Source organism: Marinobacter sp. (assembly GCF_046484525.1).
GTDB lineage: Bacteria > Pseudomonadota > Gammaproteobacteria > Pseudomonadales > Oleiphilaceae > Marinobacter.
Genome location: NZ_JAWOIS010000051.1, coordinates 1 through 21323, shown reverse-complemented (window position 1 = coordinate 21323; position 21323 = coordinate 1). Strand labels below are relative to the sequence as shown.

The following is a 21323-nucleotide window of genomic DNA, read 5'->3' as shown; positions in this document are numbered from 1 at the left end:
CTGACCAGTAGCGTCGTGACTGGACTAAACGAAATTTGGCTACGAATATCCTTACTAATGTCGGCCTGTGCGCCGGCGTTTGATCTGATGCTGACTAAAAAAACAATGCTAACGGAGACGTCTCGATGACCTCGAATAAGCACATCCGTAATAACTGTGACACCGGTGAGACCCCACCTCGCCGCAAATTCCTCAAGACAGCCGCTGTCGGTGCCGCCTTTGCCGGTGCGATGATGGTGGGTGCCGGACAGGCCCACGCCGCCACCACATGGAAGATCCAGTCCGTCTGGGATGCCGGTACCGTGGGCTATGACCTGTTTGAAGACTGGTGCAACAGCATCGAAGAGAAGTCTGGCGGTGAACTGGTTTTTAAGTGTTTCCCTGCCAAGGCGGTTGCCGCCGACAACAACGCCCTGTTCGACTCTGTTCGTAATGGCGTTCTTCAGGGTATGAACCCGTTCACTCTGTACTGGTCCGGCAAGATTCCCGCTTCGGTTTTCCTGTCCTCCTATCCAGGCGGCCCCGATCAGCCTCACCAGTGGGACACCATGTTCTACTCAATGGGCATGCTGGAGAAGACTCGGGAAATCTACGAGAAGTTCGGGTTGTTCTATGTGGGCCCGATCCAGCACGATGCAAATATCATTCACTCCAAGAGTCCGGTAAACAGTCTCGACGATCTTAAAGGCCTGAAGCTCCGGGTTCCCGGTGGTATGGTCTCTGAAGTGTTTCAGGCGTTCGGTGCTTCGACCGTGAGCCTGCCGGGTTCCGACATCTTCCCGGCCCTGGAAAAAGGCACCATCGACGCAGCCGATTACGTTGGCCCGGCGGTGAATTGGGAACTGGGCTTTTCCCAAGTGACCGACTACATCATCTTCGGACCTCCTGGCGTAATGTCTATCTACCAGCCAGTCGACCTGATGGACCTGACCGTCAACCTGCGTGCCTGGAATGCTCTGGATCCGAAACTGCAGCAATTGGTTGAGGATGAAGTGCGCATCTATTCCCAGAAGCACTATCTGACCATTCAGAAGCGCAACGTTGAGGCCATGGAGAAGTTCAAGGAAGCGGGCGACACCGTAACTCGCCTGAGTCAGGAGGATCTGGATGAATGGCGCCGCAAGGCCATCCCGATCTGGTACAAGTGGGCCAACAAGGACAATGACGCTCGTGCCATCTTTGACTTGCAGGTCGAGTACATGATGAACGATACCGTTGGGTATATCGATGAGTCTGATCTTGAAGGTGTACCGGGCCGGTAATACTTTCCTGAACTAATAAAAAAATGAAACAGGGGGAAGGACAGGGACGACTCCGCAGGAGACGTTCTGCCTTCCCCGTTTTGTGGCTGAGGATGCAACAACATGTCTGATCTTGAAGGTTTCGGATTCGTAATGCCGCACTGGTTCTACTGGGGCTGGCTTGCGGTCATGCCGCTGATCATGATGGCCTGGGACAAATGGAGTAGTGGCCATGGAGGCGAGACTGCCGAACCGGAATTAACACCGGGCGAGCTGCAGGCGGAAGAGGATGACCCGCTGATCTATCTCCAGTTCGAGGGCAACTGGTTTACCAAGGTGGTTGACTGGATTTGCGACAAATCCGGTCTGTTCGTGTCTTTCTGGACGGTGAACGCCGTCGTGTTCTATTTCTTTGAAGTGGTCATGCGCTATCTCTTCAATATGCCGACCATCTGGGTGCATGAGTCCAGCTTCCTGTTGCTGGGGATGCAGTACCTGCTGGCCGGTGCGTTCGCCATGCTTCACGGCGCCCACGTTCGTGTCGACGTGATGTACAACATGCTGCCAGTGCGCGGACGAGTTGGCATGGACATCTTCACCTCCATGTTCTTCTTCATGTTCGCCCTGGTACTGATGGTTACCTCCTGGACCTTCTTCCAGAACTCCTACTCCATGAATGAAACCACGGTTGAGACCTGGGGCATTCAGTACTGGCCGGTGAAAGGCATGATGGTACTGGGTTCATTCCTTCTCTTACTGTCAGGCATATCCAAACTGATCAAGGATATTGTCCTGTTCGTCCGTCTTGGCCGGGAGCACACCGCATGAGCACAATTACAACAACTGCGCCGGGCAGCAACCTAATCGGTAAGCTGAGCACCTGGCTGATGATTGCCGCCACTGTGGGGCTGGCGTTTGTTATCTGTGTTGAGATGATCAACATTCTGTTCTACGACCCGTTCAGCGATGAGAAATTCCTGTTCAAGCTCTCGGGCAGTCTTTCGGACGTCAAGATCGGGCCTCTGACCTATCTGATGTTCGGTTCCCTGGCCGTGGCCCTGATGATGGGCCTGCCGCTGGCATTCGTAACTGGTGGCCTCGGGGTCATGTTCATCTACCTGGTGGGCGACTCGCTGATGCTGAACATCGTGCCGAGCCGCATCTTCCCGATGATGACCAACTCCGACCTGGCCGCGATACCACTATTCATCTTCATGGCCTCCATGCTGGAGCGCGCGGGCCTGATCGAGGAAATGTTCAGCGTGGTCTACAAGTGGATGGGTGGCCTCAGTGGTGGTCTGGCGACAGCAACCATCCTGGCCTCCACCATTCTTGCTGCCATGGTCGGTGTTATCGGCGCGGCGGTTGTAACCATGGGCATTATCGCTCTGCCGGCAATGCTCAAGCGTGGTTATGACCACAAGATCGCCATCGGTTCGATCATGGCTGGTGGTACCCTGGGGATCCTGATCCCGCCGTCGATTCTGGCCATCCTCTACGCCGTTGTGGCGCAGCAGTCGGTGGGTGAGCTTTACCTGGGTTCCATCATTCCGGGCCTTCTGCTGTCCGGCTTCTACATCGCCTATGTGCTGATTCGCAGCTGGATCAACCCGAAGCTGGGCCCGCCCGTGCCGGTGGAAGAGCGCATTTCCTTCAAGGAAAAGCTCCTTCTCCTGAAAAGCCTGATCGCTCCGCTGATCCTGGTGTTCCTGGTCCTGGGCCTGCTGTTCGGTGGTATTGCAACGCCCGTTGAGGCGGCCGGTATCGGCTCTTTCGGTGCCATCATCGTGGCCATGATGCATGGCAAGTTCTCCATTGGCGGCCTGCGGGAAGCCTCCGTGACCACCGCCAAGGCCTCCGCCATGGTGTTGTGGATCATGTTCGGTGCCTCGGTCTTTGTTGGCTTCTATATCTTGCAGGGCGGCCAGCAGTTTGTGACTGACGCCATCCTCGGAACCGGTTTGTCGGCCTACGGCATCCTGTTCCTGCTGATGGTGCTGCTGGTCATTCTCGGCATGTTCCTGGACTGGGTAGGTATCCTGCTGCTGGCAGTGCCGATTTTCATCCCGATCGTGGAAGCGCTGGAATTCTCGGGTCTGTTGGGCTTCCCGCCGGTGTCCGGTGAAGACGTGGTGCTCTGGTTCGGGGTGCTCTACCTGGTCAACATGCAGATGTCCTTCCTCAGTCCGCCGTTTGGCTATGCGCTGTTCTACATTCGCGGTGTGTGTCCGCCGGAAATTTCCATGGGTACGATCTTCAAGTCGTCCCTGGTGTTCCTGGCCATCCAGGCATTCGGACTGTTCATGTGTATTCTCATCCCGGGCATTGTCACCTGGCTGCCAGGGCTGGTTTACGGTTAATCAAATCAAGGAGTAAAGCGATATGTTGACGATCAATCGGCTGGATATTGCCGACGCACGGATCCTGATCGAAGGCGCGGCGGAAAAGGCCCGCGAGATCGGTGTTCCCATGTGCATCGCGGTGGTTGACGAGTCTGGTAACCTGGTTGCGTTCGAGCGCATGGACGGCGGCAAGATCACCAGTGTGACTATTGCCCAGGACAAGGCGTTCACCGCAGCGGCGGCCAAGAAAGCAACCCATGACTACAACAAGGTGAACACGCCGGGTAGTCTGGCCTTCGGTATCCACACGGAAGTTGGCGGACGCATCAGCTCCGTCGGTGGTGGCCTGCCGGTGATCGTCAACGGTGAGGTAGTCGGTGGTATCGGTCTCAGCTCGGGCACGCCACAGCAGGACATGGACTGCGCCCAAGCGGGTATTGACTATTTCGAAACCAAATGCAAGTAAGCGCTGTCTCACCTGAACGGGCGGGCAATCAGGCCCGCCCACCTTATCCGCTTCAACGCGGATTCGACGATATCCAGAATCAGAGAATGTTATGAATACCAAGCCGAAAGCCAGCAAAGCGCAGTTGGCGGAGCAGTTCCGGTCATTCATTGACCCGGAATACGTCATCACCGATGACGAAACCCTGAAACCCTACGAGTGCGACGGCCTCGCGATGTATCGTGAAATGCCCATGCTCGTGGTGCTGCCGGAGACCGTGGGGCAGGTTCAGCGCGTTATGCGTATCTGCCATGAAAACGACGTGCCGGTGGTTGCCCGCGGCGCCGGAACCGGCCTGTGCGCAGGTGCCATGCCGCACAAGGAAGGGGTGGTGCTCTCTCTGGCCAAGTTCAACCGGATTATCAAGATCGATCCGCTCGGTCGAACGGCCAGGCTGCAGCCGGGGGTCCGTAACCTTGCCATCAGTGAAGAGGCCGCCCAGTACGGTCTGTATTACGGCCCAGATCCCTCGTCCCAGATCGCCTGTACCATTGGCGGCAACGTAGCGGAGAATTCCGGGGGCGTGCACTGCCTCAAGTACGGTCTGACTGTTCACAACATCCTGAGTGTCGAGATGGTGACCGCCGAGGGTGACCTGATCACCATCGGTAGCGACGGTCTGGATAGCTGTGGCATGGATCTTCTGGCGCTGATTACAGGTTCCGAGGGGCTGCTGGGTGTGGTCACCGAAGTGAAGGTAAAACTCCTGCCAACTCCGGAAGTCGCCCAGGTGATTATGGCCGGCTTTGACAGTGTGGAGAAGGGTGGTGATGCCGTAGGCGGCATCATTTCCCACGGTATTATCCCCGGTGGCCTGGAGATGATGGACAGCCATGCAATCGTCGCAGCGGACGACTTTGCCCAGGCTGGTTATCCCCGGGATGCCAAGGCGCTGCTGCTGTGCGAGGTGGATGGTACCGAGGAAGAAGTGCATGAACACATCGCCCAAGCCGAGGAAGTCTTCCGCAAATTGGGGGCTACCTCGATCCGGACCTCCCAGAGCGAGGAGGAACGGGCCCTGTTGTGGAAGGGGCGCAAGTCCGCCTTCCCGGCGGTTGGGCGTATTTCTCCTGACTACTACTGCATGGACGGGACCATTCCCCGCCGGCATCTCGCCCGGGTCCTCCTGGAAATGGAAAAGATGTCCGACGAGTACGGCCTGCGCGTGGCCAATGTATTCCATGCCGGAGACGGCAACCTGCATCCGCTGATCCTGTTTGATGCGAACGTGCCGGGTGAATTTGAGACCACCGAGGCATTCGGCAGCAAGATCCTCGAATTGTGTGTGGAAGTGGGCGGCTGCATCACCGGTGAGCACGGCGTCGGCGTCGAAAAGATCCGCCAGATGGCGGTACAGTTCAACGACGAGGAGCTGCAGCAGTTCCATGACGTCAAAGCCGCGTTTGATCCGACCGGCATCCTGAATCCGGGCAAGGGGGTTCCCACCCTCAAGTTCTGTCAGGAATACCGCTCCATCGAGCACAAGCAAAACAAGCACGAACAGACGGACGCCGCCCATGGCTGATATGACCCAACAGTTACAGGAGCAAGTTCTCCAGGCCCGGAATAACGGGCAGAAACTCAACATCGTCGGTGGCGGCACCAAAACATTCATGGGCCGCACCGCCGATCCCGAGGCCGGGACCCTGAGCCTGGTCGAACACACCGGAATCGTGGAATACCACCCTGTGGAGCTGGTGCTGACCGTGCGTGCCGGTACACCGCTCAAGGACATTGAAAACGTGCTGGCCGAGGAAGGGCAGTGCCTGCACTTCGAACCACCCCGGTTTGGAGAGGCGTCCACGATTGGTGGCAACCTGGCCTGCAACCTATCCGGTCCGGCGCGGCCGTGGTCCGGCTCGGTCCGGGATCAGGTGCTGGGCATTCGCCTGCTGAATGGCAAGGGTGAACACCTGCGCTTTGGTGGCCAGGTCATGAAGAACGTGGCCGGTTACGACGTTTCCCGCCTGCAGGCCGGGGCGATGGGCACTCTCGGTGCCATTACCGAGATCAGCATGAAGGTAATGCCCAAGCCGGCGGCCGCCGCCACGCTGGTGGAAGAGATGGCGCTGGAAGAAGTCGTCGATTACATGAATCGTCGTGCCGGCGAATCCAAGCCGATAACCGGTGCCTGCTGGGTCGATGGCAAGGTTTACCTGCGCCTGTCCGGTGCTCGTTCTGCCGTTGAAGCAACGGCTGAGAAATGGTCCGGTGAAGTCATGGAAGGCGGAGATGACTTCTGGCAGCAGGTGCGCGATATGCAGCACGAATTTTTCGCTGGTAACGATGTACCCCTTTGGCGATTCTCCGTGGATTCCACCGCGCCTAACCCCGAGGTTAAAGGCAACTGGTTCATCGACTGGGCTGGCTCCCAGCGCTGGTTCCGTGGTAAGGCGACCCTCGCAGACCTGGAGCCGCTGGCCAAGGCCGCCGGCGGTCAGGTCAGCCTGTTCCGTAGTGGCGATCGTTCCGGCGAAGTCATGCACAGCCAACCCGAGGCGCTGAAAGCCATCCAGCGCCGTGTGAAGAACTCGTTCGACCCCGACGGCATCTTCAATCCCGGCCGTCTCTATAGCTGGTTGTAATTATGCAAACGAATCTGGTTCAACAATTTGCCAATACCCCCGAAGGGCAGGAGGCGGAGTCCATCCTGAGGGCGTGTGTACACTGTGGCTTTTGCACTGCCACCTGTCCGACCTATCAGGAACTGAACGATGAGCGTGACGGTCCCCGGGGCCGGATCTATCTGATGAAGATGTTCCTGGAAGGCGAGGAAATTACCGAGAAGACCCGGGAGCACCTGGATCGCTGTCTGACCTGTCGCAGTTGCGAAACTACGTGCCCGTCCGGTGTACAGTATGGGCGGCTGGTGGATATCAGCCGCGGACTGATCGAGAAAGAATTGCCGCGCGAACCGAAAGACAAGTGGATGCGCTGGACCCTGGCGCGGGTACTTCCGAACCGGCAGCTGTTCGGTCTGCTGCTGCGGATGGGCCAGGTGTTCCGCCCGGTCCTCCCGGAAAAACTGCGCACCAAGGTGCCGCCCCGCAAGAGCGCGAGCCCTTGGCCTGCGGCCAGTCACAACCGGGTGGTGCTCGCACTCGCCGGTTGTGTTCAGCCTTCCGCCACACCGAATACCAACGCCGCCGCTGCCCGTGTTCTGGACAAGCTGGGCATCACCATGGTCGAAGCACCAGAGGCCGGCTGCTGCGGGGCGGTGAACTACCATCTTTCCGAGCATGAGAAAGGCCTGGAGCGGATGCGCCAGAACATTGACGCCTGGTGGCCTGCCGTCGAAGCCGGCGCCGAGGCAATCATCATGACTGCCTCCGGTTGCGGTGCCATGGTGCAGGACTACGGTCACCTGCTGAAGGATGATCCGGTCTATGCCGCCAAGGCCAGGAAAGTAAGCGAACTGTGCACTGATCTGGGCGCCTTCCTGCTCACGCAGGACCTGGAAAAGCTCAAGCTCAACCAGAGCCCGGGCAAGGTGGCCTTCCACTGCCCCTGCACCCTGCAGCACGCCATGAAGCAGAGTGGCGTAGTGGAGCAGGTGCTGACCAAGGCCGGCGTCGAACTGGCGCAAACCAGGGACAAGCACCTGTGCTGCGGCTCCGCGGGCACCTACTCGGTGCTGCAGCCCGAACTGAGCCAGAAGCTGCTCGATAACAAGCTCAAGGCTCTGACGGTGGACAACCCGGACCGCATCGTGACCGCCAACATTGGCTGCCAGATGCATCTGGAAACCAAGTCCCCGGTGCAAGTGAACCACTGGATCGAGTTGCTCGACCAGTGACCTTGAAGACGGGGGCAGAAGCACCTCAGGGGTCTGATGAAAACCTTCATCTGACCCCAAGTTCACCCCGGCCCCCAAGTCGGCTATAGTCTGACCCCGTCTTCAAAAAACCAACATCACAGGACGTGAACCCATGCCAAGGATCAAGGCCACCGCTCTGCTTTGCCTGTTAGCCACTACCCCGGCTCATGCCGAAGTGTACCGCTGGGCGGACGCCAATGGCGCCATCCATTTCTCCGACAAACCACCCGAACGCCTGGCACACAGTGAGCTCCAACTCCGGAGTCCGGTAACGGTTCCCATGGCCGAGAACCTCCGGCAATCCCGCAAGATCTCGGCCACCCTTGACCAGGTCCAGACCATGCTGTCTTCCTCGGATACACCACGGCAGTCTCGCAGCACCCGCCAGAGCGAGGATAAACAGGCGAAGACATGCGACGGCTATCGGAAAAAGCTGGACCGCATCCAGTCCCAATTACGGGCAGGCTACAACAATGACCGGGGCAACAGCTTGCGGGAAAAACGGCGGCGCCTGAGCAAGGCTTACAGCCGGGAGTGCATCCTGCGTTAGGCCGCCCGCTTGAAGCTGGCCAGCGCCATGGCAGCGGTCACGAACAGGCCGCCGAACACCCGGTTCATCTGCCGCTGCCGTTGCGGCGTGGTCATGAACCGGAACAGCTGACTGGCCAGCAGGGCATAGCCCAGCATCACCAGGCAATCCACCAGGATCAGCGTGGCGCCCATGGTAATCAGTTGGGGGCCATGGGGCGCACCGGCGATCAGAAATTGCGGAAAGAGGGCCACGAGGAATACCGTGGCCTTCGGATTGGTCAGGTTCACCAGCGCGGCATTCCAGAACTGCCGGCGGTGACTGACGGCGGGTTCATCTTCGTGAACCGCCTCCACCACCGGCTCCCGCCACTTCTGGATACCCAGCCAGACCAGGTAGGCCACGCCTACCCATTTGATAACGGTCAGTGCGGTAGCGGAAGAGGCGACAATGGCGCCAAGGCCAGCGCCCACCAGGACAATCTGCGCGCCGTAGCCCAACTGAAGGCCCAGAATGGCCGGCAGTGACCGTTTCACGCCGTAGCGCAGGCCGTTGCTCATGGTGTTCACCGCGCCCGCACCGGGGGAGACGCTGATCAGGATTGCCGCCACCAGAAAGGTCAGCCAGAGAGTGATTGTCATTCCTTACGCTCTTGAACTATGAGGTAGTGTTATACTGCGACTTGTGTAAGTTCAGTCACTGATAAGGAGTAGCGGATATGGCCAGAAAACGAGCCAGAGCAACCCGCCACAGCGCTGTGCAGCGCGAACTAAGAACGCCAAAGTACCAGATGCGTGTTGTCGAGGACAAAACCAAGTACAAGCGCAGCCGGGACAAGAACGTACGAGTGGAGGGTTTTCGCAAGGCCGCGTGATCGTGGTTTTACGAAAACCTTCCACCTGTTATTCCTTGAAATACACCACCTGATGGCTGGTGGCCAGAAGCCGGCCATCGGCGCTCCAGACTTCGGCGCTCTGGTCGAAGAAGCCTTTACCGAAATGCAGGCCCCGGGCATGCCCCAACACATGGGCGGTGCCCAGCTGGCGTAGTTGCTCTGCATCCGCGTGGAAGTAGGTGGTCAGCGCCACGGTGCCGACCGGTACCAGTTTGGGGCGGCGAATGTAGATCCTCGGGAAGAACACGTCGCACAGGGCCGCCAGTGAGAGATAGTCCAGGGACCGAGGTGGTTCATCCCGCATCCACAGCAGGCTTTCCGAGGGGTGGTTTTCACTCGGTTGGCCCCCGAGGGCCCCTTCGATAAATCGCATGTCGTAGCACCGGGTCCATACTGGAGCGCCCTGGCGCATGGGTGTTTGCTCTACATCTTCAGCGGGCGGCACTTCCGGGAAGCTGGCGTCGGTGGTGCTCCAGGTGTCCCGCCCTTTGGTGGTCACCGCTGTGGCAAAGGCAACCACTTCCTCTCCCTGAACCAGCTCGGCGAACCAGTGCTGGCTGCTGCGGTTGGTCCGGATCGGTCGGGCCCGGGCCTCGAATCCGCCTTCGGCAATGGGAGCCGCAAAGTGCACGGTGAGGGATACCGGCTCTCCCAGCAGCTCGTCATGGTTGAGCACGGCATTGAGCAGGGTGGCGCCGGTCACGCCGCCAAATGGGCCCACCATGTTCTGATAGGCAGGGCTCGTCTGCCCCGAGAAAACTCCAGTGCTGGCGGGCCGGAGCGACACCGCTTGATCAAACACGTGCGACGGCGAATTCATGGTTACCTCATTGTTTTTGGTTTTGCGTAGCTTGCGAAGCGTCCAGTGTAACAAAAGCTTCACAAAGGGCTAGGCCGTGGCTGCTACCCTGTACGGTCTGGTTACACAAGGAAAGTCGGGAGTCAGGCCTCAATGAGGATCATTGCTTTTTACAGCCCCAAGGGTGGTGTTGGCAAGACGGCGGCGGCCGTCAACATTGCCTACCTGGCGAGCCAGGACGATTGTCGTACCCTGTTATGGGACCTGGATCCGCAGGGCGCCTCCAGTTTTTACCTGGCGGGTGCGGAAACGGTGAAGGGGCGCAAGTTATCCAAACTGCTTGAGGGCAAGGCGCCCATCGACAGGTTCATCCATGACGACGTCTATCCCGGGCTGGATTTTATCCCCGCTCATTCCAGTTTTCGCAACTTTGACATCAAGCTCGAGAAAGAGTCCGGCAGCAACGTCCTGCGGGACATGCTTGCGCCTCTCTCGGAAGAAACCAGCCTCGTGATCCTGGATTGTCCGCCCACGCTGTCGCGGCTGACCGAACAGGTGTTGGAAGTGGCGGACCGGGTTTATGTACCCGTGGTGCCGACCTGGCTATCGTTGAACAGTTGGAACCAGTTGCAGCAATTCGTAAAGGACAAGAAACTCGGCTCCAGGAAGTTGCGCCCTTTCTTCTCCATGGTCGATCGCCGGAAAAACCTGCACAAGGAAATTGTGGACCAGGGCAGCGACGTTCTGGCGAATAATATGGGCGTGGCCGTGCCCTATGCCAGCGTTGTTGAACGCATGGGCGAGGAGGGGTTGCCGCTGGAGCATTTGGCGCCGAACAGCCCGGCTGCTGAAGTTTATCGGCAGATATGGGCGGGAATCCGGCGGGATCTGTGGAAGCGCAGACCCGGCTAAAGTCTGAAGCATGCTCCGAAAGCGCCATCCCTGGCGCAACGGGCGGTTGTGACTGTAACCGATCAGGATTCCGGGAACACGGTCCAGCCATCGAGCCAGTTGCCAGACGCTACCGGGCTGATGGCTCCCACGAAATCAGCGGATTCATCAAAGAACTCGCTTTGTGGCGGGCGCGTCGCTTTCATTTGCCTGAGTGGTACCCTCGGCGTGAAATCCGGTTTGACCAATGCCTTGGCATTGGGGAACAGGGCGGTTTCGACCCGGGCCACGTTGTTGTTGGCCGGTTCTGCCATCCAGGCTTGCTCGTCAAAGCCGAAATCATCGTCATCCTGTTCCTGTTCAACCCGTCCAAGGTGCCCCAGGTTTGCCAGGATATTGTGACTGAAATTCAGGTGATCGCGGCTGGTCAGGGACAGGGCGTCATCACGGGTATCCAGAGCCTCGATGCCGTAGCTGTCGATCAGCATATTATGGAAATGGCCGCCGGAACCCTCCCGAAGTACCAAGGCCCGGTGCTGTTTCTGGGTATTACCGCCACCCACCATGGTCACGTTGTAAAACACCGGCTCCGACCGGGGTTTGGCCTCATGATTGCTGCCGTTGTTGTCGCCCTCGAAACCGTTGTCTCCGGCATCCGGATACTGCTGGATGACCGCAAACTGCACGTTGCCACGCCAGCCCCAGTCCCAGTCGACGCTGTCATCACCGGCGCCGGTAATGACGATATTCTTGAGATCCACCGTGCCACCGAACATCTCTATGCCATCATCCAGTGCCCGGTGAACCTGTACGTTGCGGACAATCGTGTTGCTGCCGCAGCCGCCCAGGGTTAGTCCGTTCAGTTCGTTGTTTTTGTAGACTTCATACCCGGCGAATTCGATACGGGTGTACTCAATGACACCGCAGGAGTGGCTGGCATTGTTCCCACCGAAAGAGCCGCGCGTCTCGTTCTCGGGCAGCCCCTCAATGGACGCTTCCGGTTCGTTGACCGGCGCATTGCCCAGCAGAACGACGCCGCCCCAGTCGCCCCGGGCGCGCTCTCCTTCCGGTCTGGCACTGGTGAAGACTACCGGGCTATCTGGCTTGCCCCGGGAGAACAGCTTGGCGCTGGTCGTTACCACCAGCGCGGATCCACTCTCACCCTCGATCACCACACCCGGCTCGATAGTAAGGTGAGCGTTTTCGACGTAGATGGTTTCCTCCAGGATGTAGCGTTTGCCGGTTTTCCAGGTGGTGTCGATGACAATGTCAGAATCGATCCGCTCGGCGCGGTTCTCAAAGGCGGTAAAGCCGGCCACAACTCCGGCTACCGCAAGTACGGGCAGAGTGAACAGGGCATTGCGCATGAACCATCCTTTGTTCTCTTTCTCCTGTTGCTGACCGGAAGCCAGGCGGCTGGTGCTGTCCTTCACCATCAGTGGCTGGCCGTCATCATTGAGCGTGATTTCCCGGGCCAGGGCCTTGAGCTCTGCGTTCCCGGACTGCTCGACGCGCCTGAGCAAATTAGCACGGTAGGCCGGCTCTCGCAGCAGGGTATTAAGGTGGACGAACTCGACACCGGGGCAGGCGCCTTTATCAATGCGCCGTTTCAGGCGCCAGAGTTTTTCAACCAGCAGGGAGGAATCTCCGGACATGAGTACTGCTCTCCTTTGAAATGAGAGCAAGAGGTTAGGGGAAGTCCGTGACAGGGATGTTAAACCTTTAGTGTCAGCGGCGTGGCGCCCAATCTGCTACGGCCGTGTCCCGTTGTCATAATTCTGAAACGCTGCGCTGGCAAAGTACCAGTCAGAAAAGCTCGATCTGCATCGTTGAGTTTTCTTTTATCGAGTCATTTCGTGTAACCGGGGAGTTCTGCTTCCCGGTTTTTTTATGCCTGTTTCAATCCGGGGAAGAAGTGCCGGGCCCTTCAGAAAGAAACTATCTTGAAACCATAAGGTTTATCCCGGATTGGTCTTAGAAAACTGATCGGGAGCAGTTTTTCTGTCATGTACCTGGGTTATGTTGGAGCACGATTTAAATGTAACCGTTCGTAATCAGGGAGTGCCCCCATATGAACGCGTGTCACCTTGAACTCTTCCCGCTCAACGATTCCCAACTCACAATCCAGCCCCACGAAACGGTAGCCGAAGCCCAGGCCGATGGCAGCAAATCCATGTTCGATCTGTGCAAGGATGATGGAGAAGTTGTCGGATACGTAAAGACCTGGGTCCACGATGACGGCTTCGCCGGCTTTGTCCACTTCGATTCGGATGGCAATGTGGTGGACTGGCAGGTTTGCAGCAAGCCGGGGATTGACGCATCGCTCAACTAGAATGCAGCCTGGTTCGCCCGGCCTGGTGAATGGAAGTTGCTCAGAAATTGGTTACCAGAAGATAGGCGGTGTAGCCCACGAAGACCGCCAACAGAGCCCCACCCTCCAGGCGGTTGATTCTACCCGGGCCGCGGAAACCGTACCCGAGCACGAACAGGGCAAGGGTCAGGCCTGCCATCACTGGCAGGTCACGCACCAGCACCTCGTCAGCCACCCCGATGGGCGTAATCAGGCCGGCAATGCCCACCACCGCCAGGGTATTGAACAGGTTTGAGCCGAGAATGTTGCCCAGGGCCAGATCGTGCTCACCCTTGCGGGCAGCGATGATCGAGGAGGCCAGTTCCGGCAGGGAGGTGCCAACGGCGACGATGGTCAGACCGATGATCAGGTCACTGACGCCAAAAGCGGTAGCGAGGTCCACCGCGCCCCAGACCAGAATGCGGGAACTGATGACCAGCAGTACCAGGCCTGCTACCAGCCAGAACAATGCCTTGCGAATTGGCATGGCATGAGTTGTCAGTTCTGCGCTTACTTCGGTTGCCATCGGGTCATCCGGCGTGCGCATTCCGGACCAGATGCTCCAGCCCAGCACAGCGAAGAACACACCGACCAGGGCCACGGCATCCAGCCTGCTCAGCGTGCCGTCAAACAGTTGCCAGATGGCAAACAGGGTAACCACGGTCAGGATTGGCAGTTCCTTCCGCATTACCTGGGAATGAACGGCAATCGGGGCAATCAGCGCAGTGATGCCGAGGATCAGGGCAATGTTGGTGATGTTGGAGCCATAGGCATTACCCAGCGCCAGCCCGGGGTTGCCCTGGGAAGCGGCGAGAGCGGAGACCACCATCTCCGGAGCGGACGTGCCAAACCCGACCACGACCATGCCGATCAACAGCGGCGGCATGCCGACATAGCCGGCCGTGGCCGCCGAGCCTGCTACAAAACGCTCCGCACTCCAGACCAGCAGGATGAGGCCGACAGCAATGGCGAGCAGGGCAATGAGCATGGTGACAAACTCCGGGGTTGAATGGCGCGAATTTAAAGGCATAGGCCGGCAGGCGGCAATCAGATAGTTCTACCTATTACCCGATAAGCATAGACCCCGACGACCCCAAGGCCAGCGAGCCCGGCCGTGATCATCAGTACCGCGTAGCCCCCCACGTCGGCAATCACACCTCCGAGCACTCCGAATAAACCTGCAGCGACCACCTGGATAGACGCCTGAACGGTGAAGTCGGTACCCGCCCATTGCCTTCGGCAGACATTCATCATCATGGCGAACAGCACCACCGTGGATGCCCCATCGGCGAGTTGTTCGGCCAGGCCCACGCCATAGACTGTTGAAACGTTCGCCGCTGGCCCCGCAGCCAGAGCCCACGCCATGATCGTCAGTGCCTGGGCAATGCCCGCCAGAATCAGGGCGCGATGACCTCCTATCAGGGTATACAACCATCCCCCCAGGGCCGCTCCGATAAGCCCCGCCAGGGTGGTAATGAGAGTGAAGGTGCCGATGGCCTGCGAACTCCAGCCGGCATCCGACAGCATGGGCCGGATCATGCCTGAACCCATGGCATCCGCCACCTTGTAGCCGATGACCATCAGCAGCCAGAACGCCATGCCGGGCTGGCGCCATAACCCGATAAACGCAGCTCTGAGACTTCCACCGTTTGAGTCCGGAGCGGTATCCAGCGAGAGAGGTTGGCGCATGCCCGGGGATCGGCCCACCACAAACAGCAGTGCCACCAGCAACAGGGCCGGAAATAACAGCGCAGTTTCAGGTTCCAGATAGCCGGTGACAATCAACAGCAGGCTGCCGCCAGCCAGCATGCCCACCTTGTAGCCGGCCACCTGGATGGTGTTGGCCAGCCCGCGCCAGTGCGGTGCGATCCAGCGCACCGCCAGGCCGTCGGTGACGATATCCTGGGTGGCCATCAGCAAATTGATGGTCATCACCAGTAACGCGGCACCCACCAGAGCCGTGGCACTGCCGGGTACCAGCCCAAGCCATGCCAGGGCGCTCAGGAGCAATGCAGCGGTTAACTGCAGCCGCAATATCCAGGAGAACGGGGTGTGGCCACGCATCAGACTGCGGTCAACGAACGGTGCCCAGAACGCCTTCAAAACCCAGGGTAATGCGAGCAGTTTCAACGCGCCAATCCAGGTGAGGGAGACGCCGGCTTCCCGCCAGAATACGGGCAAGGCATGGGCAAACAGGCCGGATGGCAGGCCCTGGGCAAGGTACAAAGCAAGGAGAGTAGTCAGAATGCCCTTTGGTATATAGACCTGGCTGGTAGTTGACTGTGTCATGTACGGTGTTGTCCGCGGGCTGCTGGATAGGCTGGCCATAATGATGCTGCCCGTTGCCTCTTGGTCAGACCTGATAGGGTGACAGTCCTATAAAGAAATTCTTTGACAGGCGGGACACTAGAGCACGTCGGAGAAAGCTTGCGAGAGCCTGTCTCGATACAACGAATCTGCGCATGGCACAAAATAAGGATCCGGCGTGTTTTCATACGCCGGCATTATCCGACTCTGCTGGTTTACTTTCCACGCATAGAGCCGGAGCAAGTAGGGACCAAACGGACAACTTTCCGGGCCGGCTTTGAGCTCCCTGAAAAGTGGGACTGATGGAGATTGGCGTTGTTCGATCAGAGCAGGTGCAAGGGTACGCGTCACGGCCACGGCGATACCGAAATCCTCATGCCTAATTTGCCAGACCTGGCTGTCAAGATAGGAGGCAGGCAGTACGATGTGCAATGTGACATGCGACACGGGCTTAATGACAAATTCCCCACGGTCGCTGGTTATGGCAGAGAGGTCCGGGTTGTGGAGGTTGGAAATGTGAGCTCCTTCAACAGGTTCGCCGGTCTCGGAATCGAAGACGAATCCGGTAACGGGCTGAACATCCCATATTCTGGTGACGGTAGGAACGCAGCCGAGTTGGAAGGCCACCAGAACCAGAGTAAGAAGCTGTCGTGTTAATAGTGAGTTCGTTGCCAATGTCAGTTCCTGTGCAGCAAAGCAGGCTGCTCGGGCCAAATAATACCCCCCGTCGCTTGAAGATGTAAATTAGGCTAAACTTCCTCTCGCAGTGCTTCTGCGTCGGTGGTAATAGCATATATTCTCCGCTCGATGCTACGGGAGTTGGCAACAACGATCGGTGTCAGAAGATTGAGACAACGCATAGGTTACAGCAACGCTTTTCAGCGGCCTGAGCACTGTGTAAAAAAACAATAACTACTGGTAAACAGACTTCCCATGACAATCCAACCCCACATGAGGCTGGATCGAAATGCTCCGGCACTCTTCGCTGTTCGTGTGTCGCCTGCACTTCCGGAAACCTTTATGGATTCGGGCGACTGCTTGCGCACCAGATTTAATCGTTTGAAAGTCCAGATAGTAGCGAGAAAAGGATTTACTGAGCTTGCAGCGCAAAGCAGCGCAGGCATTGCCATCGCCCCGTCGTAGACTGAGCGCTATCGAATCCGCCCTGTTGTTAAGGGCATATGGGCGTACGTGCTGCGAATGATTAGATCCCTGGACCAGGTCTGCGTCGGGGTTCTTTGCAGGTAAACAACTCGAAGCCCTCTATATGTAAATCTGGTTGCCCTTTGTCCCGGTCAAAACACGATGACCTACCCTGTCGGAATTTTCGAGATACTGATATGAGCTTAGTAAGCTAATCAGAGGGTTTGGTATGAAGTGAATATTACCCGCTTACATCCAATGGTTATGTCCTTGGGATTAAGTCCCTACCAATAGGTGTAGCGGGATTGTCTGAAGTTATCGATTAGAGAGACTTAATAATGATATTGACAATAAGATCTGTCGTTTTGCTTGTTGCGTTTTCTGGTCTGGAGGGATGCAGCAGTACCTTTTTTGCTGCCATGGATGCGGTGGGGGGTGGCGGTTTATGTAATTATAGCGCCGAGGGTGGCAGGAGTTTAATTCAGGGTGATGGTTATACCTTTACCTTCGGGGGCTATTGTGACTATTGGGAAGGAAAGATCGATAACTACGGTGCAAACGCTACGGTCAAGTGTATCGGCCAGTATGAAGACGGTGATTACACCCGGGCGATGTATGCGGAGCCGGGCGAAGATACTGGCTGGAAAGACGTTGGCCCTATGGTGAACCAGACAGTATCTTTCTCCTGCCTTTACTGGTCCAGCGAGGCCGAGGTAGTTGAGGAAAATGCACACCAGCGGCTTGAAGGCAAATATCTAGACGGCAAATATTATTACCGTGTGAGAAACATGATCGCACATAAGGCGACAAGTACATGCAGTGTCGAGAACTCTCACGAAGAGGTTCTCACCAAGGCAACCCTGAAGCGTAATGAGGCAACTGATTGGGTTGGCATAGAAGAAGGTAGCTTTCTTTGGGGTTGTTATTGAGATCAGGCGTGCATCTGAAAGACAAGAAAAACAAGGGAAAAGACATGCGTACATTGTCGCTGATGATGGTTTTAGTATGCACCGGTATTGCTGGCTGCGCTTCGACTGAACGAAAACCTATCGATTATGAGGCCCTGGTGGTCGAACAGGGAGCGGAAGCGGCGTTTCCCGAGTTGAAGCAGGCCGCAGATTCGGGGGATCCGGCCGCGATGATGTCCCTGGCCAATTTATATGAGCGGGACTGGGAAGGGGAAACCAGCAAATCGCAGGCTTTACGTTATTACCGGTTGGCTCAGGAAACGGGTAGCGAGATGGCAGCAGATCGCTATCAGGCACTTTATGATGCCGGAGTGCGGGAAACGCGCGCAATCTCGCACTACGGCGGCATGTTGGAAACTTCTGTGTTTGAGTGGGTGAGCCCGAAAGAGGGCGGTGCGGGATCGAAGCCTGGCCATGCTGGTCTTGCCTCTGGTCTCTCCGGGCTGGATGTGCTGCAGGAGAATGCGTTTGTCCAGGCCCAGGGCCAAACAACGTCAGGTCGTCTTTATCGCTCCGTCAACGCGACCGGCATTGATCATGAGCCGGACGGTGGCTACTCGAGATGGATATTGCCGAATTTCTATCCGGTTGATTCGGAGTCAATGTACAGGGATGACTGGCGCCGCACCCGTTTTAGCTTCAGTTTTGATCCTGATCGTGCCTGGTCTGAGTTTGAGTTGCCTTTGGAGATCCGTACCAATCTGGCTCCGGAAAATAAAGTCAGTGTCATTCTCTACAATACCGGTGAGGTGGCAATTAAGACGGCTACTCGTCCGGGAGAAAGTTTTCTGCAACACGAGTCGGCGAAAGTCTTTGATGGCAATGGCCCCATTGAGCTGGAGTTCTGGAATAACCTGGATGGCGACTGGCGCCTGTTGGCCAATGGGTCATTGGCCGGCAGCGGGCGTATCGCGCCGGAGAAAGTTACTGGAGGGTTGAGCAACCACTTCTTCATTGAGGGAGATATCACGATAGATTCCCTGGCTATCAGTGAAGGCCACAACCGGGAAAAGGCGTCCCCTGCCGTTCTTGATACAAAGCGTCATGCCAGGCTGGAGCAAGCGATTCTGGAGCGTTTCATGGACAACTGGATAGGCGCTTATATGGGTGAAGGCGCATCGGCCAGTGACCATTGGCACTACAAAGGCCATGAGCGCATTTATTTACGCCGGACACCCTTTAGCTGGCGGCGCATTGTCAGGGACGCCACTAAGGACGGGCCGGATCTTTTAGGGAAAGGAGAGGTCGATGGGAAACGGATGCTGGAGATATACCAATGGTTGCCGGCAATGGCCAGGCCTCAGAACAGCTATCTGGTATCGTTGCTGGTAACCGTCGAGAATCCCCAGGGCGAGAGTATGCGTTTCCCGGCGCAGTACATGCTTGGCGTAGTAGATGCGGAAGCTGACTGGCTTGGTCTGAAGCTACTTTTCAATCAGATCGATGAAAGTGGCGACAACTTCTACTTTGGTAATGGAGCGGACATGGAAAAAGGTGATTTCAGGAGTCTCTTTGAGGCAGAAAATATCTAAGCTCCATGGAGAAGGGGCCTTAAAAGCTTTGAACGCCCCGCGGCTTACGGGCGCCCCCCGGGCTGCCCGTTACCATCCGTTTCCAGCTAATTGATCGTAAGCGTCCGCCCATCACACCTTGTCAGATATAGCCGGCTTCCAGTTGTGGGGCAATAGCTCGCCGATGGCGTTGTTCTTCTGCGTCGGCAGTCGAGTCAGCACACCCTTCAGGTAAGCATAGGGATCATGGCCGTTCAGCTTGGCTGACTGGATCAGTGTCATCACAGCGGCAGCACGCTGGCCACTGCGCAGTGATCCCGCGAACAGCCAGTTGGAGCGACCTAATGCCCAGGGTCGGATCTGGTTTTCCACCCAGTTGTTGTCGATGGGCACAGCGCCATCGTCCAGGTAGCGCGTCAGCGCCTCCCACCGTTTGAGGCTGTAATCCAGGGCTTTGGCCGTGCCGGAGCCATCCGGCACTTTCTGTCGATGCGACAGCATCCATTGATGAAGTGCGTCAGCAAGTGGTTTGGCTCTGGTTTGTCGGATTTCCCGGCGCTTATCCGGTGGTAGGTCTTTGGTTTCCCGCTCGATCTCGTAAAGCCCGCCGATGTACTCCAAGGCCTTGGCCGCCAATTCACTCTTGTTGGCTTCGTGCAGGTCGTAGAACTTGCGCCGGGCGTGAGCCATGCAACCGATCTCGGTGATGCCGTTGCCGAACCCGGCCTTGTAGCCAGCGTAATCATCACAGACCAGCTTGCCCTGCCAGTCACCCAGGAAGGTGCGGGCGTGTTCGCCTGCACGGCTGGGAGCGAAGTCATAAACGGTGGCTTTCAGGTCCGAGAACGGTGTGGTGCAGTAAGCCCAGACGTAAGCCTTATGAGTCTGTTTCTTACCCGGGGCCAGCATGCTGACCGGTGTTTCATCGGCATGCAGAACGTTGTGTTCCAGCAAGGTGTTTCTCAGCGCATCCGCCAGAGGTTGCAACTGCACACCGCAGGCACCCACCCATTCAGCCAGGGTGGAGCGAGGGATTTCTAATCCGGCACGGCCGAAGATGCGTTCCTGACGGTACAGCGGCAGATGGTCGGCGTACTTGGCCACCAGCACCTGAGCCAGCAGCCCAGCAGTGGGGATGCCTTTGTCGATCACCTGCGGTGGCACCGGTGCCTGGATCAAGGTCTCGCATTTGTCGCAGGCCCACTTGCCCCGGATGTGCCGCTCCACGGTGAACTCGCCCGGTACGTAGTCCAGCTTCTCGCTGATGTCTTCGCCAATACGCTTGAGCTGGCAGCCGCACTGGCACTGGGTATTGTCCGGTTCGTGGTGGATCAGGGTGCGGGGCAGTTCTGGTGGCAGCGGGGTGCGCTTGGGTTTTTGTTTTGGCCGCGCAGCTTTCTGCTCCTCGGTCATCGCCTGGTCCAGCTCAGCTTCAATGGCGGCCAGGTCGCTGTCGATCAGTTCGTCCAGCAGTTTCCCCTGAACAGCATCGAGTTGCTCACTGCGACGGGCGTACTTGTGACGCTTGAGGATGGCTACTTCGTGGGTCAGCTTCTCGATGATGGCGTTGCTGCGCACCAACTCACGATCCTTCTTGCTCAGGACTTGATCCCGGGCGTCCAGGGAGTCCATCAGTTCCGTCGCCAGGGCACGGAGCTGATCGGCAGAGAGATGGTTGATATCGGGGCGCTGAGTCATGTCCCATAGTATGCCAAGCCCTTGTGCTGCAAGCGATTCGCAGTTCTGGCTATGGCGAAATTACGGCACTTGTGGTTACAGGATGGAGATGATGCCGTCGGCCCCAAGGCGTTGCCAGGGCAAGCCCTGAACCAGAGCGGACAACTGTTCCTCGGTCAGGCGCAGTTGGTCACCGCGCCAGGATTCGCCCCAATGGAACTTGCCCCGGTTCAGCCGGCGGGCACACAGCCAGATACCCAGACCATCGTGGATCAGCACCTTCATCCGGTTGCCCCGTTTGTTGGCGAACAGGTAGGCGCAGTGGGGCCTGGCTGCCCCGAACACTTG

Annotated in this window: 21 protein-coding genes; 13 read left to right on the top strand and 8 right to left on the bottom strand. The window is 57.7% G+C overall.

The window, feature by feature from the left end; genetic code table 11:
- Positions 1 to 125 precede the first annotated feature (125 nt).
- From dctP to R6W86_RS11260, 8 genes are all read left to right on the top strand, one after another.
- Positions 126 to 1262, top strand: a complete 1137-nt coding sequence (gene dctP / locus R6W86_RS11295; RefSeq protein WP_410329461.1) for a TRAP transporter substrate-binding protein DctP — start codon at positions 126 to 128, stop codon at positions 1260 to 1262.
- 102 nt (positions 1263 to 1364) lie between these two features.
- Positions 1365 to 2069: a TRAP transporter small permease subunit gene (locus R6W86_RS11290; RefSeq protein WP_410329460.1), complete on the top strand. Its 705-nt coding sequence runs from the start codon at positions 1365 to 1367 to the stop codon at positions 2067 to 2069.
- On the top strand, positions 2066 to 3601 hold the full coding sequence (locus tag R6W86_RS11285; protein ID WP_410329459.1) for a TRAP transporter large permease subunit: 1536 nt from the start codon (positions 2066 to 2068) through the stop codon (positions 3599 to 3601). The genes R6W86_RS11290 and R6W86_RS11285 overlap by 4 nt, the downstream gene beginning before the upstream one ends.
- Positions 3602 to 3623: 22 nt before the next feature.
- The gene (locus tag R6W86_RS11280) at positions 3624 to 4049 is read left to right on the top strand and encodes a GlcG/HbpS family heme-binding protein (protein ID WP_410329458.1); all 426 of its coding nucleotides are present in this window, start codon (positions 3624 to 3626) and stop codon (positions 4047 to 4049) included.
- Positions 4050 to 4140: 91 nt separating this feature from the next.
- Positions 4141 to 5613, top strand: a complete 1473-nt coding sequence (locus R6W86_RS11275; protein WP_410329457.1) for an FAD-linked oxidase C-terminal domain-containing protein — start codon at positions 4141 to 4143, stop codon at positions 5611 to 5613.
- Entirely contained in the window at positions 5606 to 6673 is a 1068-nt protein-coding gene (gene glcE / locus R6W86_RS11270; RefSeq protein WP_410329456.1) for a glycolate oxidase subunit GlcE, read from the top strand. Before R6W86_RS11275 ends, glcE begins: the two co-directional genes overlap by 8 nt.
- A 2-nt stretch (positions 6674 to 6675) precedes the next feature.
- Positions 6676 to 7884, top strand: a complete 1209-nt coding sequence (glcF, locus tag R6W86_RS11265) for a glycolate oxidase subunit GlcF (RefSeq protein WP_410329455.1) — start codon at positions 6676 to 6678, stop codon at positions 7882 to 7884.
- A gap of 133 nt (positions 7885 to 8017) precedes the next feature.
- Entirely contained in the window at positions 8018 to 8455 is a 438-nt protein-coding gene (locus tag R6W86_RS11260; protein WP_410329454.1) for a DUF4124 domain-containing protein, read from the top strand.
- On the opposite strand, the gene rhtB is transcribed toward R6W86_RS11260, so the two are convergent.
- On the bottom strand, positions 8452 to 9075 hold the full coding sequence (gene rhtB / locus R6W86_RS11255) for a homoserine/homoserine lactone efflux protein (protein ID WP_410329453.1): 624 nt from the start codon (positions 9073 to 9075) through the stop codon (positions 8452 to 8454). The genes R6W86_RS11260 and rhtB overlap by 4 nt on opposite strands.
- A 77-nt stretch (positions 9076 to 9152) precedes the next feature.
- Here rhtB and R6W86_RS11250 point away from each other — a divergent pair, with 77 nt between their 5' ends.
- Positions 9153 to 9308 carry a hypothetical protein gene (locus R6W86_RS11250; protein WP_410329452.1) on the top strand — a complete coding sequence of 52 codons (156 nt, stop codon included), beginning with the start codon at positions 9153 to 9155 and terminating at the stop codon, positions 9306 to 9308.
- A 28-nt stretch (positions 9309 to 9336) separates the two neighbouring features.
- Here the strand turns inward: R6W86_RS11250 and R6W86_RS11245 are convergent, their stop codons facing one another.
- Positions 9337 to 10149, bottom strand: a complete 813-nt coding sequence (locus R6W86_RS11245; protein ID WP_410329451.1) for an acyl-CoA thioesterase — start codon at positions 10147 to 10149, stop codon at positions 9337 to 9339.
- Between the two features lie 132 nt (positions 10150 to 10281).
- On the opposite strand from R6W86_RS11245, the gene R6W86_RS11240 reads away from it, so the two are divergent.
- Positions 10282 to 11040, top strand: coding sequence for a ParA family protein (locus R6W86_RS11240; RefSeq protein ID WP_410329450.1), 759 nt, complete (start codon positions 10282 to 10284; stop codon positions 11038 to 11040).
- A gap of 62 nt (positions 11041 to 11102) precedes the next feature.
- On the opposite strand, the gene R6W86_RS11235 is transcribed toward R6W86_RS11240, so the two are convergent.
- Complete coding sequence (locus R6W86_RS11235) at positions 11103 to 12674, bottom strand: hypothetical protein (RefSeq protein ID WP_410329449.1); 1572 nt, start codon at positions 12672 to 12674, stop codon at positions 11103 to 11105.
- Positions 12675 to 13090: 416 nt separating this feature from the next.
- On the opposite strand from R6W86_RS11235, the gene R6W86_RS11230 reads away from it, so the two are divergent.
- A complete protein-coding gene (locus tag R6W86_RS11230) occupies positions 13091 to 13351 on the top strand; it encodes a hypothetical protein (RefSeq protein ID WP_410329448.1) in 261 nt (86 codons plus the stop codon).
- Between the two features lie 40 nt (positions 13352 to 13391).
- On the opposite strand, the gene R6W86_RS11225 is transcribed toward R6W86_RS11230, so the two are convergent.
- The 3 genes from R6W86_RS11225 to R6W86_RS11215 form a co-directional block, all read right to left on the bottom strand.
- Entirely contained in the window at positions 13392 to 14357 is a 966-nt protein-coding gene (locus R6W86_RS11225) for a calcium/sodium antiporter (RefSeq protein WP_410329447.1), read from the bottom strand.
- Between the two features lie 59 nt (positions 14358 to 14416).
- On the bottom strand, positions 14417 to 15658 hold the full coding sequence (locus R6W86_RS11220) for an MFS transporter (protein WP_410329446.1): 1242 nt from the start codon (positions 15656 to 15658) through the stop codon (positions 14417 to 14419).
- A 117-nt stretch (positions 15659 to 15775) separates the two neighbouring features.
- Complete coding sequence (locus tag R6W86_RS11215; protein WP_410329445.1) at positions 15776 to 16390, bottom strand: hypothetical protein; 615 nt, start codon at positions 16388 to 16390, stop codon at positions 15776 to 15778.
- 767 nt (positions 16391 to 17157) lie between these two features.
- On the opposite strand from R6W86_RS11215, the gene R6W86_RS11210 reads away from it, so the two are divergent.
- Both R6W86_RS11210 and R6W86_RS11205 read left to right on the top strand, forming a co-directional pair.
- Complete coding sequence (locus R6W86_RS11210) at positions 17158 to 17748, top strand: hypothetical protein (RefSeq protein WP_410329444.1); 591 nt, start codon at positions 17158 to 17160, stop codon at positions 17746 to 17748.
- An 8-nt stretch (positions 17749 to 17756) separates the two neighbouring features.
- Positions 17757 to 19319, top strand: coding sequence for a tetratricopeptide repeat protein (locus tag R6W86_RS11205; protein ID WP_410329443.1), 1563 nt, complete (start codon positions 17757 to 17759; stop codon positions 19317 to 19319).
- Positions 19320 to 19430: 111 nt separating this feature from the next.
- Here the strand turns inward: R6W86_RS11205 and tnpC are convergent, their stop codons facing one another.
- Positions 19431 to 20996 (bottom strand): IS66 family transposase, encoded by a 1566-nt coding sequence (gene tnpC, locus R6W86_RS11200; protein ID WP_410329442.1) that lies wholly within the window; start codon positions 20994 to 20996, stop codon positions 19431 to 19433.
- A 75-nt stretch (positions 20997 to 21071) separates the two neighbouring features.
- Positions 21072 to 21323: IS66 family insertion sequence element accessory protein TnpB (gene tnpB, locus R6W86_RS11195; protein ID WP_410329441.1), on the bottom strand; the 252-nt coding region annotated here is incomplete at its 5' end.

Bases quoted from the DNA above. Each gene is read 5' to 3' on its own strand.
- dctP (WP_410329461.1), top strand. From the start codon at position 126: ATGACCTCGAATAAGCACATCCGTAATAACTGTGACACCGGTGAGACC.
- R6W86_RS11290 (WP_410329460.1), top strand. From the start codon at position 1,365: ATGTCTGATCTTGAAGGTTTCGGATTCGTAATGCCGCACTGGTTCTAC.
- R6W86_RS11285 (WP_410329459.1), top strand. From the start codon at position 2,066: ATGAGCACAATTACAACAACTGCGCCGGGCAGCAACCTAATCGGTAAG.
- R6W86_RS11280 (WP_410329458.1), top strand. From the start codon at position 3,624: ATGTTGACGATCAATCGGCTGGATATTGCCGACGCACGGATCCTGATC.
- R6W86_RS11275 (WP_410329457.1), top strand. From the start codon at position 4,141: ATGAATACCAAGCCGAAAGCCAGCAAAGCGCAGTTGGCGGAGCAGTTC.
- glcE (WP_410329456.1), top strand. From the start codon at position 5,606: ATGGCTGATATGACCCAACAGTTACAGGAGCAAGTTCTCCAGGCCCGG.
- glcF (WP_410329455.1), top strand. From the start codon at position 6,676: ATGCAAACGAATCTGGTTCAACAATTTGCCAATACCCCCGAAGGGCAG.
- R6W86_RS11260 (WP_410329454.1), top strand. From the start codon at position 8,018: ATGCCAAGGATCAAGGCCACCGCTCTGCTTTGCCTGTTAGCCACTACC.
- rhtB (WP_410329453.1), bottom strand. From the start codon at position 9,075: ATGACAATCACTCTCTGGCTGACCTTTCTGGTGGCGGCAATCCTGATC.
- R6W86_RS11250 (WP_410329452.1), top strand. From the start codon at position 9,153: ATGGCCAGAAAACGAGCCAGAGCAACCCGCCACAGCGCTGTGCAGCGC.
- R6W86_RS11245 (WP_410329451.1), bottom strand. From the start codon at position 10,149: ATGAATTCGCCGTCGCACGTGTTTGATCAAGCGGTGTCGCTCCGGCCC.
- R6W86_RS11240 (WP_410329450.1), top strand. From the start codon at position 10,282: ATGAGGATCATTGCTTTTTACAGCCCCAAGGGTGGTGTTGGCAAGACG.
- R6W86_RS11235 (WP_410329449.1), bottom strand. From the start codon at position 12,674: ATGTCCGGAGATTCCTCCCTGCTGGTTGAAAAACTCTGGCGCCTGAAA.
- R6W86_RS11230 (WP_410329448.1), top strand. From the start codon at position 13,091: ATGAACGCGTGTCACCTTGAACTCTTCCCGCTCAACGATTCCCAACTC.
- R6W86_RS11225 (WP_410329447.1), bottom strand. From the start codon at position 14,357: ATGCTCATTGCCCTGCTCGCCATTGCTGTCGGCCTCATCCTGCTGGTC.
- R6W86_RS11220 (WP_410329446.1), bottom strand. From the start codon at position 15,658: ATGACACAGTCAACTACCAGCCAGGTCTATATACCAAAGGGCATTCTG.
- R6W86_RS11210 (WP_410329444.1), top strand. From the start codon at position 17,158: ATGATATTGACAATAAGATCTGTCGTTTTGCTTGTTGCGTTTTCTGGT.
- tnpC (WP_410329442.1), bottom strand. From the start codon at position 20,996: ATGACTCAGCGCCCCGATATCAACCATCTCTCTGCCGATCAGCTCCGT.